The organism is Micromonospora sp. CPCC 205558, from assembly GCF_036902955.1.
GTDB lineage: Bacteria > Actinomycetota > Actinomycetes > Mycobacteriales > Micromonosporaceae > Micromonospora.
Window position 1 is genome coordinate 99,398 of the sequence record NZ_JBAKHR010000003.1, and the last position, 14,906, is coordinate 114,303.

A 14,906-nucleotide genomic window follows, 5' to 3' on the forward strand; every position below is an offset into this window, starting at 1 on the left:
AGGGACGAGGGGCGGCGCAGGCCGGCTCTGCGGAGGACGAGGAGGTGACCGGGGATGGACCAACGACGCGCTGACCCGCGCGGAGCGCTGGTGCGTCCGTACGCGGTCACCCGTGGTCGTACCGAGCCCCGGCAGGACATCGCCCTTGAGGCCGTCCTCACCGCCTCTCCCACCCAGGTCGCCGAGTCCCGTTTCGCCGGGCACGACAAGCACCGCATCGCCACGGTCTGTGAGGGCCGAGCACAGTCGCTGGCGGAGATCGCCGCGTACACCCGGATGCCGCTGGGCGTCGCCCGGGTGTTGGTCGCCGACATGGTGGCCGAGAGCCTGCTGACGTTACACACTGCTGCTCCCGCCGAGGGGTTCGAGGAGCGGATGGAACTGCTTGGAAGGGTGCTAAGTGGACTTCGCAGGCTATGACCCCGCAGGGGGGCGGCCGGGCCGGGGAATCGTATCCGCGAAGATCGTCGTCGCGGGCGGCTTCGGCGTCGGTAAGACGACACTGGTCGGGGCGATCTCCGAGATCACACCGCTGACCACCGAGGCGTTGATGACCGCGGCGGGTGTCGGCATCGACGATCCGTCCAAGGTGCCGGGCAAGGAGACCACCACGGTCGCCATGGACTTCGGCCGGATCACCATGGCCCAGGACCTGATCCTGTACCTCTTCGGTACACCGGGTCAGACGCGGTTCTGGTTCATGTGGGACGAGATCATCCGGGGGGCGGTGGGTGCCGCCGTGCTGGTGGACACCCGCCGGATCACCGACGCCTTCGCACCGCTGGACTACTTCGAGAACCGCAACCTGCCGTACGTGGTGGCGCTGAACAAGTTCGACGGCGCTCCCCAGTACGAGGCGGAGGAGGTCCGCGAGGCGCTGGCCATCTCGCCGCAGGTGCCGCTGGTGATGACCGACGCCCGGCAGCGGGACTCGGTCAAGCAGGTGCTGGTGACGGTGGTCGAGCACGCAATGCTCCGGCTCCAGTCGGAGCACGGGCGGGGCTTCCCGACGCCGGTCGGCTGAACCATCGCGTCACGGCCGGCGCGTGCCGGCCGGCCGTGACACGTTCAGTCGACCCGCAACCGGTAGCCGCGCTTCACCACGGTCTGCACCACGCGGGGGGCGCGCAAGCCGGCCCGCAGGCGGGCGACGGCCATCTCCACGGCGTGTTCGTCCGCGCCCCGGGGCAGGGTCCGCAGCAGCGCCGTGCGGGACAGCACCCGGCCCGGTGACTGGGCCAGCGCCCGCAACACCGCCATCGGCGCGGGCGCGAGTGGCCGCAGCTCACCGTCGATCACCGCGGCGTGCCCGCGCAACGTGAGCAGATGCCCACCGGCCTTGAACGTCACGGTCCGGCGGGGCAGCTCGTCGACGATGGTCCGCACCAGGGCGCCCAACCGGGCCCGACCCGGCGCGCTCACCGGCACCCCGAGCCGCAGCAGCGGCTCGGCGGTCACCGCCCCCACGCAACTGGCCAGCACATCACTGCGCAACGCGGACAGCACGGCGTCGGTGCGGTCCCCGGCAGCCCGCAGCAACGCCTCGGCCGCCGGCGCGGAGGTGAACGTCACCGCGTCCACCAGCCGGCCGGCGATCAGGTCGATCAACCGGTGCAGCGGTGCCGGGTCGGTCGGCGGTGCCCAGCGGTAGACCGGCACCTCGATGACCGTGGCGCCCGCCGCCTCCAGCGCGAGCGTGCACTCGGGTTGCCGCTCGCCGTGCAGCTGCATGGCGATCACCTGCCCGGCGACGCCGCGCCGGCGCAGGTGCTCGACCACCTCGTCGCAGCTCTCCGAGGCGGGCGACCACTGGTCGTGCAGACCGGCCGCCCGGATCGCGCCGCGTGCCTTCGGGCCGCGCGCCACCACGTACGAGCTGGCCAGCACGGAGCGCAGCGGCTCGGCCAGCCCCCAACCCTCGGCCGCCTCCAACCAGCCCCGCATACCGATGCCGGTGTTGGCCATCAGGATGTCCGGCGGCTGGTCGAGGCAGGCACGGGTCGCCTCGCGCAGCTCGGTGTCGTCGGACAGCGGCACGATCCGCAGCGCCGGGGCGAGCACCACCCGGGCGCCCCGGCGTTCGAGCAGCGCGGCCAACTCGTCGCGCCGCCGGTCGGCGGTCACCCCGATGGTGAAGCCCGCCAGTTCTTCCCGCATCAACCCTCCTGTCGCAGCCGCACCTCGACCAGCCCGTTGCGGCAACGCACGTCGTGTCGGGCCACGGCCGTCCCGGGCAGGTCGAGGCAGTGCCCGCTGCGCAGGTCGTACACCTGCTTGTGCAGCGGTGAGGCGACCGTCGGCACTCCGCCGCGGCTGCCGACGATGCCCCGGGACAGCACGTACGCCCCGGAGACCGGATCGCGGTTGTCGATCGCGAACAGCCCGTCGGCGGTCCGGAAGAGGGCGATCTGTGCCCCGTCGACCAGGGCGGCGACGCCCCGATCCGGTTCCAACCGGTCGAGGAGACAGACGGTGGTCCAGGTCAGCGTGAGGGTCTGGGTCATCGCCGTACCTCCGGTAGGCCGAGGGTGACCGGTTGCCGACGGTGACCGTTGGTCGGCTCGGATCCGGTCGGGGGATGGTCGTGTACGGGCACCGGCTGGCCGCGTTCCCGGGTGAAGGTGATCGACGGGTCCGGTACGTCGGGGGCGTTGACGAAGGAGGTGTAGCGGCGCAGCCGATCCGGGTCGTCCAGGACGTCACGCCACTCGTCGGAGTACGACGACACGTGCCGGGCCATCGCCGCGTCGAGGTCGGCGCAGAGCCCGAGTGAGTCGTCCACGATCACCGAGCGCAGGTGGTCGAGACCGCCGTCCATCGCCTCGATCCAGCCGGCGGTGCGTTGCAGCCGGTCGGCGGTGCGGATGTAATACATTAAAAATCTATCGATTAGTCGAATCAGGGTTTCTGTTGACAAATCAGTGGCGAACAGATCGGCGTGCCGGGGTCGGAAGCCACCGTTGCCGCCGACGTAGAGGTTCCAGCCGGTCTCGGTGGCGATGATGCCGAAGTCCTTGCTGCGCGCCTCCGCGCACTCCCGGGCGCAACCGGAGACCGCCGACTTGAGCTTGTGCGGCGCGCGCAGCCCGCGATAACGCAGCTCCAGCGCGACGGCCAGCCCCACCGAGTCCTGCACCCCGTACCGGCACCAGGTTTCGCCCACGCACGACTTCACCGTGCGCAGCGCCTTGCCGTACGCGTGACCGGATTCGAAGCCGGCGTCCACCAGCCGCCGCCAGATCTGCGGCAGCTGCTCCACCCGCGCCCCGAACAGGTCGATCCGCTGCCCACCGGTGATCTTCGTGTAGAGCTGGAAGTCCCGGGCGACCTCGCCGATCACAATCAGTTTCTTCGGGGTGATCTCGCCGCCCGGTATCCGGGGCACCACCGAGTAGCTGCCGTCGCGTTGCAGGTTGGCCAGGAAGTGGTCGTTGGTGTCCTGCAACGACGCCTGCTCGCCGTCGAGCACGTGCCCGCTGCCCAGGGAGGCGAGGATCGACGCCACCACCGGCTTGCAGATGTCGCAGCCACGGCCCCGACCGTGCTCGGCGACCAGCCGGGAGAAGGTGCGGATGCCGCGTACGCGGACGATCTCGAACAGCTCCCGCCGGCTGACGTCGAAGTGCTCGCAGAGCGCGCTGGACTGCACCACCCCCGCCGCGTCCAGGAGTTGCTTCAGCATCGGCACGCAGGAGCCGCAGCTGGTGCCGGCCCGGGTGCACGCCTTCAACGCCGGCACGTCCGCGCAGCCGTCGGCGATGGCGGCGTCCACGTCGCCCCGGGTCACCGCGTTGCACGAGCAGACCTGCGCGGCGGCGGGCAGCGCCCCGGCGTCCGCGCCGCCACCGTCGGGGGCGAGCAGCGCCAGCGGCGCGGCCGGCAGCGGGCCGCCCACACTGGCGCGCAGCGTCGGGTACGCGCTGGCGTCACCCACCAGCACCCCGCCGAGCAGGGTGCGCGCGTCATCGGAGAGGACCAGTTTCGCGTAGACCCGGGTGGCCGGGTCGGTGAACGTGACGTCCAGACAGCCCTCGGTCGCGCCGTGCGCGTCGCCGAACGAGGCCACGTCGACACCGAGCAGCTTGAGTTTCGTGGCGGTGTCCGCGCCCGGGAAGGTCGCCGCGCCGCCGACCAGCCGGTCGGCCACCACCTCGGCCGTCGCGTACCCCGGCGCGACCAGACCGTGGCAGGTGCCGTCGACCGCCGCGCACTCTCCGATCGCCCAGATCCGCTCGTCGGCGGTGCGGCAGGTCGCGTCGACGAGCACCCCGCCGCGCGGGCCCAGCGGCAGACCGGCGTCCCGGGCCAACTGGTCCCGGGGCCGGATGCCGGCGGCCACCACCACCAGTTCCGCGTCGATGGTGCTGCCGTCGGAGAGTTCCAGGGCCGCGACGCCGCCGTCCGCACCGGGACGGATCGCGGTGGTCGCCACCCCGAGATGGGTCCGTACGCCCAGATCGTCGACGTAGCGGCGGAGCATCGCGCCGCCGGCCTGGTCCACCTGCACCGGCATCAACCGCGGCGCGAACTCGACCACGTCGGTGCTCAGGCCGAGCAGCCGCAGGGCGTTCGCGGCCTCCAGACCGAGCAGCCCGCCCCCGATCACCGCGCCGACCCGCCGCCCCCGCGCGTACGCCCGGATCGCCGCCAGGTCGTCCAGGGTCCGGTAGACGAAGACCCCCTGCAGGTCGGCGCCGGCCACCGGCGGCACGAACGGGTACGACCCGGTGGCCAGCACCAGCGCGTCGTAGCGGTATTCGCCGACGGCGGTGGTCACCACCTGTCGGTCCCGGTCGACGGCGGTGGCCGGCTCGCCGAGTCGCAGCCGCACCCCGTCGTGCGGTGTGTGCAGGTTGAGTTCGCTCTCGCTCACCCCGTCGAAGTACGCCGAGAGCCGCACCCTGTCGTACGCCGGGCGCGTCTCCTCAGCCAGCACGGTCACCCGCCAGCTGCCCTCCGGGTCACGGGCGCGCAGCGCGTCCACGAAACGCTGCCCGACCATGCCGTTACCGATGACGATCAGATCGCCGCCGCTCATCGCGTCACCTCCACCGATTCCGCCTGGCTCAGCCAGTCGACGATGCCGCTCACCGCGTCCCGGCATCCGCCGCATCCGGTGCCGGCCCGGGTCGCGGCCACCACCGCATCGACGGTCCGGGCGCCGGAGCGCCAGCTTCTGACCAGTGCGCCCTTGCTCACCGTGTTGCACTGGCAGACCGTGGCCGCGTCCGGCATCAGCGCCGGTGAGGCGGCCGCTGTCGCGCCGACCGTGCCGAGTGCCCGGCCCAGCAGCAGCGCCCGCCGGTCGGTCGGCACCGGATGACCACGGTCGAAGAGTTGGATCACCGTGCCGACCGCCGGGTTGTCGCCGAGCAGGATCGCGCCGATCAGCCGCTCGTCCCGGATCCGCAACCGGGCGTACGTGCCCCGGGTCGGATCGGCGAAGGTCAGCTCCTCGCCCGGCCCGGCACTGGCCGCGTCACCCATCGAGGCCAGGTCGATCCCGGCGGCCTTCAGCCGGGTCACCACCGGCCGGGGCCGGTACCGGGCTAGCGGGTCCGTCCCGCTGAGCACGTCCGCGAGCACCTGGGCCTGGGCCCAGGCCGGTGCGACCAGCCCGGTGAGCATGCCGTCGTGCTCGGCGCAGTCGCCGATCGCCGAGATGGACCTGTCGCTGGTGCGCAGCCGGTCGTCCACCACCACGCCGCGTCGCACCGTCAGGCCGGCGGTCTGCGCGAGAGCGGTGTCCGGTCGTACGCCGCAGGAGAGCACCAGCAGGTCGGCACGGATCGATCGGCCGTCGGCCAGGTCGAGGCGGACACCGCTGGCGTCCGCGGCCACGCCGGTCGCCGACACCCCCAGTTGGACGGTGACGCCGAAGCCGGCCAGCGTGCCGGCGAGCACCGCGCCGGCCGCCGGGTCCAGTTGGCGTTCCATCAGGTGTTCTCTCGGGTGCACCACGGTGGTGGCCAGACCCCTGATGGCCAGCCCTCGGGCGGCCTCCAGACCGAGCAACCCGCCGCCGAGCACCAGCGCGCTGCGGGCGCCGTCGGCGGCGGCGAGGATCCGCCGACAGTCGTCCAGGGTCCGGAACGGGACCACCCGCTCCGGCAGGTTCGCCGGGTCGAGGCCGGGTAACGGCGGAACCACGGCACGTGCGCCGGTGGCCAGCACCAGGTGGTCGTACCCGATTCGTTCGCCGTCGTCGGTGCGGACCTCCCGAGCGGACCGGTCGATAGCGGTCACCGGTACGCCGCTGCGCAGGTCGACACCGTGACCGGCGGCTTCGGTCAGCTCCACGTCCGGCTCGTCGATCCGGCCGGCCAGCAGGGTGGAGAGCAGGATCCGGTTGTACGCGCGGTGCGGCTCGGCCCCGAGCACGGTGACCTTCCGGTCTCCCTCCCGGGCGTGCAGCTCACCGGCGAGACGCGCGCCCGCCATGCCGTTGCCGACGATGACCACCCGGGCGGTCATGCCTTCTCCACCCGGACGGCGCAGATCTTGAATTCGGGCATCCCGGAGATCGGGTCAACCGCGTCGTTGGTCACCGAGTTGGCGCGTCCCGCCCCCGCGTAGTGGAACGGGGCGAACACGGTGTCGGGTCGGATCCCGGCGCTGAGCCGGGCCGGAGCGCTGAACTCACCTCGGCGTGAGGTGACCCGCACCGGGTCGCCGTCGTCGATGCCCAGCCGCGCGGCCAGGTCGGGGTGCAGTTCGACGAACGCCTCCGGGGCGGCACGCCGTAGCGCGGCCACCCGTCGGGTCTGGGTGCCCGACTGGTACTGCGCGAGCACCCGGCCGGTGGTGAAGTGCAGCGGGTACGTGGCGCAGACCTGCTCGGCGGCCGGCCGATGGTCGACGGCGTGGAAGCGGGCCCGGCCGTCCGGGGTGGCGAAGCGGTCGACGAACAGCCGTGGCGTGTCCGGCCCGTCCTCGGTCGGGCAGGGCCAGTAGACCCCGTCGTCGGTGTCGATGCGGTCCCAGCTGATGCCGGCGTAGTCGGCGGCCCCTCCGGCGGAGGCGCGGCGCAGCTCGGCGAAGACGGCAGCCGGATCGGCCGGGAACCGGGCCGCCGCGACGGCTCCCGGTCGCGCGGCGGCCGGTTGGGTGGCAGGCGTCTCGGCGGTCGCCAGCCGCGCCGCCAGGTCGGCGATGATGGCCAGGTCGGTCCGGACATCCGGCGGGGGCGGACGGAGCGCTCGCCGGCGCAGCACCCGACCCTCCAGGTTGGTCATGGTGCCGTCTTCCTCGGCCCACTGCGCGGTGGGCAGCACCACGTCCGCCAGCGCGGCCGTCTCGGAGAGCAGGAGGTCGGCGACGACCAGCAGGTCGAGGTCGCGCAGCCGGCCCTCGACCCGGGCCGCCCGGGGTGCCGAGACCACCGGGTTCGACCCGAACACCAGCAACGCGCGCGGGCCACCGGGGGTGCCGAGGGAGTCGAGCAGTTGGTAGGCGGGCACTCCCGGGCCGGGCAGCTCGTCGGCCGGCACGCCCCAGACCCCGGCCACGTGCTCCCGGGCCGCCGGGTCGTCGATCCGCCGGTAGCCGGGGAGCTGGTCGGCCTTCTGCCCGTGCTCCCGGCCGCCCTGGCCGTTGCCCTGGCCGGTGAGGCAGCCGTATCCCGAACCGTCGCGGCCGGGCAGACCGAGGGCGAGGGCGAGATTGACGTACGCGGTGACGGTGTCCACCCCCTTGGCGTGCTGCTCGGCGCCGCGCGCGGTCAGGATGATCACGCGTCCGCCGGTGCCCAGCGCGCGGGCGGTCGCCTCCAGGTCGGCCACCGGCACCCCGGAGAGCTGCTCCGCGCGGGCCGGCCACCAGGCGGCGACACTGCGGCGGACCGCGTCGAAGCCGGTGGTGCGGTCGGCCACGTACGCCCGGTCGACCCAACCCTCGGTGAGCGCGATGTGCAGCAGCGCGTTGGCCACCGCGAGGTCGGTGCCGGGCAGTGGTTGCAGGTGCAGGTCGGCCTGGCGGGCGGTGGCGGTGACCCGGGGGTCGATGACGATCAGTTGGCCGCCGTTGCCGCGTTGCTCGGTGAGCCAACGCACCAGCGGCGGCATGGTCTCCGCCGGGTTCGCCCCGACCAGCAGCAGCGTGTCGGCCCGGCCCAGGTCGGAGAGCGGGAACGGCAGCCCGCGGTCGATGCCGAAGGCGCGCATCCCGGCAGCTGCCGCCGAGGACATGCAGAATCGTCCGTTGTAGTCGATGTGCCGGGTGCGCAGCCCGATCCGGGCGAACTTTCCCAACGCGTACGCCTTCTCGTTGGTCAGGCCGCCACCGCCGAAGACGGCGACCGCGTCCCGGCCGGCGTCGGCCTGGACGGCGCGGATGCCTGCGACCACCCGGTCGAGCGCGGTGTCCCAGCTCGTCGGGTGCAGTGCGCCGGTGGCCGGGTCGCGCACCAGCGGGGTGGTCAGTCGCTCCGGGTGGTCGAGCAGTTCGGCGGAGGTCCAACCCTTCTGGCAGAGCCCGCCCCGATTGGTGGGGAACTGGCGCGGATGGACCGTCACCCCGGCGTCGCCCTCGCGCAGCGTCATCCCGCACTGCAGTGCGCAGTACGGGCAGTGCGTCGCCACTTCCCGGGCCATCAGACCCGGTGGAGTTGCCGACCGTGCACCGTCTGTCATGTCGGGAAAGCGTGCCGTCGGGCGGTTTCCGGTCCGGGTCCCTTCTGTTTCGGTCCTGTCAAGTGGGGCTCACACCGCACCGGGGCAGCGAGCGCGTTGGAGGGTCCGAGTCGGAGCCTGTGGAGCTGAATCGCTGACGACATCGGCGGTCGATTCGTTTGCGACATCAGCTCCAAAGCGGCAGCGCACCTCATCGTGCGGGGTCGGCCAGCGCACTTGACCCCGTGAGGTGGTGAGCGCACTTCACCTCGTGGCGGAGGTCAGGGCAAGTCGGGTTGGTGTGGTCGGCGGGTCAGGGACAGCCAGCCCAGGAACCGGGCGTGAAGTGCCCGCGGGTCCGGACGAACGCCCAGGGAGTACAGGTCGTCGACCGCGTCCTGCATGTTCGCTGCCAGATAGAACGCCAGGGCGATCGAATGGCCGTAGAACTCGGTCGCGAGGTCAAGCCGAGCCGGCGGACAAGGCCAGGCAGCAGCGCAGTTACGGCAGAGCCACGCCGGGCGCATCGGATGGTGCGGACGAGGGTGGCGGGTCACCCGACTCTCACCGGACCGCGGTTGACGGGCGTGCGGGTGGTTGAGCGACGGGCCGCCGGGGCGGGCGGGTCCGGCCAGATCAGGCCTGCGGGCATCACGAACAGGGACCGGCGCGCGACCGCATCACCGTTCGCGGCCAGCTGGTAAGCGTCAATCCACAGCCACCCGTCGTACGTCGGCCAGTCGAGAACGCGAATCACCCGGACGAAGATCGGGCGCATGAACTGCACACTCGCGGCGCGGGTCAGGTGCAGGACCTCACCCGTGTGCGGCTTCCGCGATTGGGGCTTCGGCTCGGGTCTCCGATCGGGCGGCTCATCCGGCACGGTGCTCTCCCTCGGTCTCACTGTGGGAAGGGGCCGCCCCGTGGTGCTTACCGTGGAGATCTTGGACAGTTTCCGTTCTGACGTAACGGAAACTGTCCAAGATCTGTGGCAGGCCAAGGACGGCCCCGGTACGAACGCGTCCGCCGGGTCTCGGATCCCTACCGGCCGCGCCGTCTACAGAGCACCCTCTCTGAGGGTTGCGGGACGCACACACTCCGTAGCAGCATTCCTCTGGGACGTTCGGGACGTCGTGGAGGGGCCGAGAATGAATCAGGTACTCATCGCTGCGATGGCCGAGGCGGGGGAAACCGCCGAAAGCCTCGCTGGTCAGGTCGGGGTGGATCCGAAGACCGCCGCACGATGGGCCAATCCAGGACGCATTCCGCGTAGTCGTCACCGTGCCGAGGTCGCCAGGGTGCTCGGCCGGGAGGTCGCCGACCTCTGGCCGGACGTCCTTACCCGACGGGAGCCAGCGTGGTTCCGGCCGTGGATCGACATTGAGCGCGAGGCGGTCGCGCTGCGATGGTTCGAACTGGCATGGGTGCCCGGCCTACTTCAGACCGAGGCGTATGCGCGGGCGACGCTCACCATGGAATCGCTGACCTCCGAAGAGATCGACGACCAGGTGTCCGCACGGATGTTGCGGCACGCGATCCTGCACCGTTCTCGCCCGCCGCTGGTCGTCGCCGTGCTCGACGAGGCAGTGCTACGGCGACGGGCCGGGCGCAGCGCCGAGCTGATGCGCGAGCAGTGCGAACACATCGCGACATGTGCGGAGTTGCCGCATGTGCAGGTGCACGTCGTGCCGACTGGCACGCCGATGTATCTCGGCCTTGGTGGGCCGTTCACCATGGCCGAGATGCCCGACGGCACACAGGTTGCGCATGTGGACGGCCAGGTGAGGGCTCAGATCATCGACGAAACGACGGAAATTGCTACCCTTGGACGAAGGTGGGCGCGCATAGTTGGCGAAGCCCTACCCAGGGCACAGTCTCTCGATCTCGTCAGGAAAGCGGCAGCGGCATGGACATGACCGGCGTGCAGTGGCGCAAGAGTACCCGCAGCGGCAGCAACGGCGGTAACTGCGTCGAGGTCGCTGACAACCTTCCCGGCGTTGTCCTCGTCCGCGACACCAAAGACCGCGACGGCGGGACACTGACCTTCGAGCCGGCGGCATGGGCCGGCTTCGTCGATCTGGCGAAGGCGATCGGCCCCGTCGGCTGACCAGCGCAGCACAAAAGGCCCCCGGTTCGCGCCGGGGGCCTTTTGTGTGCCTGGGGGTAGGGCCATACGCCGCGCAGCGCTTATAATGTGGGAAACTTGTCCCAAAGAATGGGAGACCGCGATGAGCGTGACGGACGTCTTCGACGCGTTGGCCGGCACGTACGACGAGGCGCGCAGGCGGTTGATCCCGTGCTTCGACGCCTTTTACGGCACCGCCGTCCAGTTGGCCGCGCCGCCGCTGCGGGCCGCGCTCGCTGCCGGGCGTACCCCGGAGGTGTTGGATCTGGGCGCGGGCACCGGCCTGCTCTCGTTGCTGCTGTCCGCCGCGGTGCCCGGAGTCCGGCTGACCCTGGTGGACGGTGCGCCGGCGATGCTCGCCCGCGCCGCCGACCAGTTGGACGCGCGGTCCGTGCCACACCGCACGGTCCGGGCCGACCTGGCCGACGAGCTGCCGCCGGGCCGGTACGACGCGGTGGTCAGCGCCCTGGCGATCCATCACCTGGACGACGACGGCAAGCGCGCGCTCTACCGGCGGGCCGCCGCCGCGCTGGCGCCGGGCGGGGTGTTCGTCAACGCCGAGCAGGTCGCCGGCCCGACCCCGGAACTGGACCGGCGCTACGACGAGGTGTGGCTGGAGCGGATCACCGAGCTAGGTGCGTCCCCCGACGAGATCGCGGGCTCCCTGGAGCGGATGCGCCACGACCGCCCGGCGACTGTGGCCGACCAGTGCCGGTGGCTCGCCGAGGCGGGCCTGGTCGACGTCGACTGCTACTTCAAGGAATGGCGTTTCGCGGTGTTCGGCGGTCGGGCCGGGTGAGCCTCGGCGGAATGTGCCTTTCGCCGCCCGAGGGCGAGCCGGTGAGCGCGGGGATGACTGTTGGTCACACCGCTGGGTAATCTGCTCGGCATGACTGCCAAGGTGACTCTCTCGTTCACGGACGAGACGATCGAGGAGGCGCGGCGGTTCGCCAAGCGCGAAGGGCTGTCGCTCTCCGCGTGGATGGACCAGGCCGCCCGGGAGAAGGCGTTGCGCGAGGTCTTCACCGCGCACGCCGCCGCCGTGGGCCGCGCCAGCCTGGATCTGGAGTCCGCCGCCCTCGCCGACGCCCGCGAGGTGGGCATGGTCAACGACCTGTTCTCCGGCGGACGGCCGCGTGCTGCGTAGGGGTGAGATCTGGCGCATCGAGGGCGCCCGGGAACGCCTCGGCCTCGTGATCAGCTCGGACGTCTACAACTCCACCGACGTGCCCATCGTGATCGTGGCCGAGGTGGTCGAGGAGTCGCTCCTGCGGGACTCGCCGCTCGCCGTGTCGATGGGCCGGTACGTGGTGATGCCCGACCGGATCTCCTCGCCCATGAAGAAGTGGTTCACCGGGTGCGTGGACGTCGCCGACACCGACACCATGCTCCGGGTCGGCCGCGCGCTGCGCATTCTCCAGCAGCTCTGACCGCGGCCGCAGCTCTGCCCTAACCAACAGCCCAGGTGGCGTGCTCACCACCGCCACCGGCCCGTGGTGCGATAGCCGTTTCCGGCCTGACCCGCGACGGGCACTGCCAGGTAACCAGGCGTTCCTAGCGTTCCTCTTCGTCACATCGACGAGGAGGAGCCGCCGTGAGCACGCTCACCAGCACCGCAGTCACCGCCGAGCCGCCTGCCGTCACCGGTCGCCGGCAACCGCTGCCCGACTGGCGCCCCGAGGACCCGGACTTCTGGCAGGCCACCGGCGCACCGATCGCCCGGCGCAACCTCTGGGTTTCGATCTTCGCGGAGCACGTCGGCTTCTCGGTGTGGAGTCTCTGGTCGGTCACCGTGCTCTTCCTCGGCCCCGCATACGGCATCGACCCGGCCGGGAAGTTCCTGCTCACCGCCGTGCCGGCCGCACTGGGGGCGGTGCTGCGGCTGCCGTACACGCTGGCGGTGGCCCGCTTCGGCGGACGACGCTGGACGATCATCAGCGCACTGCTGCTGCTGGTGCCCGCAGTGCCGATGACGGTGCTGCTGGAACCGGGGGTGTCCTACTCCACCCTGATGGTGCTCGCCTGCCTCACCGGGGTCGGCGGCGGCAACTTCGCCTCCTCGATGGCGAACATCAACCTGTTCTACCCGCAGCACCTCAAGGGGCGGGCGCTCGGGCTCAACGCCGGCGGCGGCAACCTGGGCGTACCCGCCGTGCAACTGGTCGGCCTGGCGGTCCTCGCCACCGCGGGCGCCGCGTACCCCCGGTTGGTGCCGGCGGTCTACCTGCCGCTGATCGTGCTGGCTGCGCTGGCGGCGGCCCGCTGGTTGGACACCGTGCCCGGCGCACGCAACGAGCCGGGCGCGTTGCGTGAGGCGGCCCGCGACCCGCACACCTGGGTCATGTCGCTGCTCTACATCGGCACCTTCGGTTCGTTCATCGGCTTCGGTTTCGCCTTCGGTCAGGTGCTCCAGCTCCAGTTCGCCGAGCGATTCCCCACCCCGGTCGACGCCGCCTGGTTGACCTTCCTGGGCCCGCTGGTGGGCTCGCTGATCCGGCCGCTGGGCGGGCACCTCGCCGACCGGCTGGGCGGTGCCCGGGTGACCTTCTGGAACTTCGTGGCGATGGCGGCCGGCGCGAGCACCGTGCTGTACGCCGCCCGGGAGCGTTCGTTCGGGCTCTACCTGGCCGGGTTCCTCGCCCTCTTCGTCTTCTCCGGCATCGGCAACGGCTCCACCTACAAGATGATCCCGGCGATCTTCCGGGCCCGGGCGGCGGACGCGGTGGCCACCGGCCAGCGTGACCCGGAGTCCGCCGCGCGGTGGGCGCGAAGGATGACCGGTGCGTTGATCGGCATCGCGGGTGCGATCGGCGCCTTCGGCGGGGTGCTGGTCAACATCGCGTTCCGCCAGTCGTTCCTCAGCTCGGGCAACGCCGACGCCGCCTACCTGGCCTTCATCGGCTGGTACGCGTTGTGTTTCGCGGTCACCTGGGTCGTCTACCGGCGTCCGAGGGCCGGTCGTCTCGCCAACGTGTGAGCTGAGACACCCTCGGCGCGTCGCCGCGCAGGACCGCACCCCCGTTTTGACCTGCGGACGGGGCGCCGGGTATCGTTGCCTGCTGTTGTACGACATCCAGAGGCGTGCCCCATCAGGTACGCTTGGTCGTTCGTGCGCGCTGGTCCGGCCTGCAAGATCTGGTCACCTCGGCGCGCGACCCCAGACCGACGACGAGACAAGGTAGACCTGTGCGTACGTACAGCCCGAAGCCGGGTGAGATCGAGCGTCAGTGGCACGTCATCGACGCCTCTGATGTCGTGCTGGGCCGCCTGGCCACCCACGCCGCCACGTTGCTGCGTGGTAAGCACAAGCCGACTTTCGCGCCGCACGTCGACACGGGCGACTTTGTCGTCATCGTGAACGCGGGCAAGGTTGCGTTGACCGGCAACAAGCGCCAGACCAAGGTCGCTTACCGCCACTCCGGTTACCCGGGTGGTCTGAAGCAGGTCGGCTACGACGAGCTGCTGACCAAGCGTCCCGAGCGGGCCATCGAGCTGGCTGTGAAGGGGATGCTCCCGCACAACAAGCTCGGCCGTCAGCTGATCAAGAAGCTGAAGGTCTACGCCGGTGCCGAGCACCCGCACCTCGCGCAGCAGCCGGTGCCGTTCGAGATCAAGCAGATCGCGCAGTGAGCGCGGGCGAAGGAAGCAGCATGACCGACATCATCGAGACCGAGGTCGCCCCGGAAACCCCCGAGGCACCCGAGGCCACCGAGGCGCCGGCGCCCGTTGCCCGCGCGCCTCGTGGTGACCGGCCGATCCAGACCGTGGGCCGCCGCAAGGAGGCCATCGTCCGGGTCCGCATCGTCCCGGGCACCGGCAAGATCACCTGCAACGGCCAGGACCTCGAGGCGTACTTCCCGAGCAAGGTGCACCAGCAGCTCATCAAGGACCCGCTGGTCACCGCCGAGAAGCTCGAGCAGTTCGACGTCATCGCCAACCTGCGTGGCGGCGGCACCACCGGCCAGGCCGGTGCGCTCCGGCTGGGCATCGCCCGCGCGCTGATCGTCAACGAGCCGGACGACCGCCCGGCCCTGAAGAAGGCCGGCTTCCTCACCCGTGACGCCCGGGTCAAGGAGAGCAAGAAGTACGGCCTCAAGAAGGCCCGTAAGGCTCCCCAGTACTCGAAGCGCTGATCTTTCCCAGCGCGTTGTACTTCTGACGGACGGCCGATC

The 14,906-nt window shown here is 71.3% G+C and carries 16 protein-coding genes; 10 read left to right on the forward strand and 6 right to left on the reverse strand.

All coding sequences use genetic code 11. The annotated features are described in order from the left end of the window. Positions 1 to 54 precede the first annotated feature (54 nt). Together V6U86_RS04810 and V6U86_RS04815 are read left to right on the forward strand one after the other, a co-directional pair. Positions 55 to 420, forward strand: coding sequence for a DUF742 domain-containing protein (locus tag V6U86_RS04810; RefSeq protein WP_007465174.1), 366 nt, complete (start codon positions 55 to 57; stop codon positions 418 to 420). Next, a complete protein-coding gene (locus V6U86_RS04815; protein ID WP_030329978.1) occupies positions 401 to 1,024 on the forward strand; it encodes a GTP-binding protein in 624 nt (207 codons plus the stop codon). The genes V6U86_RS04810 and V6U86_RS04815 overlap by 20 nt, the downstream gene beginning before the upstream one ends. Positions 1,025 to 1,068: 44 nt before the next feature. On the opposite strand, the gene V6U86_RS04820 is transcribed toward V6U86_RS04815, so the two are convergent. The 6 genes from V6U86_RS04820 to V6U86_RS04845 form a co-directional block, all read right to left on the reverse strand. Next, on the reverse strand, positions 1,069 to 2,157 hold the full coding sequence (locus tag V6U86_RS04820; protein ID WP_334498826.1) for a uroporphyrinogen-III synthase: 1,089 nt from the start codon (positions 2,155 to 2,157) through the stop codon (positions 1,069 to 1,071). Continuing rightward, positions 2,157 to 2,504 (reverse strand): nitrite reductase small subunit NirD, encoded by a 348-nt coding sequence (gene nirD / locus V6U86_RS04825; RefSeq protein WP_334498828.1) that lies wholly within the window; start codon positions 2,502 to 2,504, stop codon positions 2,157 to 2,159. The genes V6U86_RS04820 and nirD overlap by 1 nt, the downstream gene beginning before the upstream one ends. Continuing rightward, positions 2,501 to 5,038 (reverse strand): nitrite reductase large subunit NirB, encoded by a 2,538-nt coding sequence (nirB, locus tag V6U86_RS04830; protein ID WP_334498830.1) that lies wholly within the window; start codon positions 5,036 to 5,038, stop codon positions 2,501 to 2,503. Before nirB ends, nirD begins: the two co-directional genes overlap by 4 nt. Then, positions 5,035 to 6,474, reverse strand: a complete 1,440-nt coding sequence (locus V6U86_RS04835) for an FAD-dependent oxidoreductase (protein ID WP_334498832.1) — start codon at positions 6,472 to 6,474, stop codon at positions 5,035 to 5,037. The genes nirB and V6U86_RS04835 overlap by 4 nt, the downstream gene beginning before the upstream one ends. Continuing rightward, positions 6,471 to 8,630: a molybdopterin oxidoreductase family protein gene (locus V6U86_RS04840; RefSeq protein ID WP_334498834.1), complete on the reverse strand. Its 2,160-nt coding sequence runs from the start codon at positions 8,628 to 8,630 to the stop codon at positions 6,471 to 6,473. Before V6U86_RS04840 ends, V6U86_RS04835 begins: the two co-directional genes overlap by 4 nt. Positions 8,631 to 9,162: 532 nt before the next feature. Next, on the reverse strand, positions 9,163 to 9,387 hold the full coding sequence (locus tag V6U86_RS04845) for a hypothetical protein (protein ID WP_334498931.1): 225 nt from the start codon (positions 9,385 to 9,387) through the stop codon (positions 9,163 to 9,165). 370 nt (positions 9,388 to 9,757) lie between these two features. Between V6U86_RS04845 and V6U86_RS04850 the strand changes: the two genes are divergently transcribed. The 8 genes from V6U86_RS04850 to rpsI all read left to right on the forward strand — a co-directional run bounded on the left by V6U86_RS04850 (position 9,758) and on the right by rpsI (position 14,867). Continuing rightward, a complete protein-coding gene (locus tag V6U86_RS04850) occupies positions 9,758 to 10,525 on the forward strand; it encodes a DUF5753 domain-containing protein (RefSeq protein WP_334498835.1) in 768 nt (255 codons plus the stop codon). Then, positions 10,522 to 10,716, forward strand: a complete 195-nt coding sequence (locus V6U86_RS04855) for a DUF397 domain-containing protein (protein WP_334498933.1) — start codon at positions 10,522 to 10,524, stop codon at positions 10,714 to 10,716. The genes V6U86_RS04850 and V6U86_RS04855 overlap by 4 nt, the downstream gene beginning before the upstream one ends. A 121-nt stretch (positions 10,717 to 10,837) precedes the next feature. Then, positions 10,838 to 11,533: a class I SAM-dependent methyltransferase gene (locus V6U86_RS04860; RefSeq protein ID WP_334498837.1), complete on the forward strand. Its 696-nt coding sequence runs from the start codon at positions 10,838 to 10,840 to the stop codon at positions 11,531 to 11,533. Between the two features lie 90 nt (positions 11,534 to 11,623). Next, a complete protein-coding gene (locus V6U86_RS04865) occupies positions 11,624 to 11,881 on the forward strand; it encodes a DUF6364 family protein (protein ID WP_091403518.1) in 258 nt (85 codons plus the stop codon). Beyond that, positions 11,871 to 12,164 carry a hypothetical protein gene (locus V6U86_RS04870; RefSeq protein ID WP_130404652.1) on the forward strand — a complete coding sequence of 98 codons (294 nt, stop codon included), beginning with the start codon at positions 11,871 to 11,873 and terminating at the stop codon, positions 12,162 to 12,164. Before V6U86_RS04865 ends, V6U86_RS04870 begins: the two co-directional genes overlap by 11 nt. Positions 12,165 to 12,328: 164 nt before the next feature. Next, positions 12,329 to 13,711 (forward strand): nitrate/nitrite transporter, encoded by a 1,383-nt coding sequence (locus V6U86_RS04875; RefSeq protein WP_334498845.1) that lies wholly within the window; start codon positions 12,329 to 12,331, stop codon positions 13,709 to 13,711. A gap of 209 nt (positions 13,712 to 13,920) precedes the next feature. Continuing rightward, on the forward strand, positions 13,921 to 14,364 hold the full coding sequence (rplM, locus tag V6U86_RS04880) for a 50S ribosomal protein L13 (protein WP_007465158.1): 444 nt from the start codon (positions 13,921 to 13,923) through the stop codon (positions 14,362 to 14,364). A 20-nt stretch (positions 14,365 to 14,384) separates the two neighbouring features. Continuing rightward, positions 14,385 to 14,867, forward strand: a complete 483-nt coding sequence (gene rpsI / locus V6U86_RS04885; protein WP_334498848.1) for a 30S ribosomal protein S9 — start codon at positions 14,385 to 14,387, stop codon at positions 14,865 to 14,867. Positions 14,868 to 14,906: the final 39 nt, after the last annotated feature.

What these genes read in the sequence shown, in the direction of transcription:
- V6U86_RS04810 (WP_007465174.1), top strand. Translation starts at nt 55, where the DNA reads ATGGACCAACGACGCGCTGACCCGCGCGGAGCGCTGGTGCGTCCGTAC.
- V6U86_RS04820 (WP_334498826.1), bottom strand. Translation starts at nt 2,157, where the DNA reads ATGCGGGAAGAACTGGCGGGCTTCACCATCGGGGTGACCGCCGACCGG.
- nirD (WP_334498828.1), bottom strand. Translation starts at nt 2,504, where the DNA reads ATGACCCAGACCCTCACGCTGACCTGGACCACCGTCTGTCTCCTCGAC.
- nirB (WP_334498830.1), bottom strand. Translation starts at nt 5,038, where the DNA reads ATGAGCGGCGGCGATCTGATCGTCATCGGTAACGGCATGGTCGGGCAG.
- V6U86_RS04835 (WP_334498832.1), bottom strand. Translation starts at nt 6,474, where the DNA reads ATGACCGCCCGGGTGGTCATCGTCGGCAACGGCATGGCGGGCGCGCGT.
- V6U86_RS04840 (WP_334498834.1), bottom strand. Translation starts at nt 8,630, where the DNA reads ATGACAGACGGTGCACGGTCGGCAACTCCACCGGGTCTGATGGCCCGG.
- V6U86_RS04845 (WP_334498931.1), bottom strand. Translation starts at nt 9,387, where the DNA reads ATGCGCCCGATCTTCGTCCGGGTGATTCGCGTTCTCGACTGGCCGACG.
- V6U86_RS04850 (WP_334498835.1), top strand. Translation starts at nt 9,758, where the DNA reads ATGAATCAGGTACTCATCGCTGCGATGGCCGAGGCGGGGGAAACCGCC.
- V6U86_RS04855 (WP_334498933.1), top strand. Translation starts at nt 10,522, where the DNA reads ATGACCGGCGTGCAGTGGCGCAAGAGTACCCGCAGCGGCAGCAACGGC.
- V6U86_RS04860 (WP_334498837.1), top strand. Translation starts at nt 10,838, where the DNA reads ATGAGCGTGACGGACGTCTTCGACGCGTTGGCCGGCACGTACGACGAG.
- V6U86_RS04865 (WP_091403518.1), top strand. Translation starts at nt 11,624, where the DNA reads ATGACTGCCAAGGTGACTCTCTCGTTCACGGACGAGACGATCGAGGAG.
- rpsI (WP_334498848.1), top strand. Translation starts at nt 14,385, where the DNA reads ATGACCGACATCATCGAGACCGAGGTCGCCCCGGAAACCCCCGAGGCA.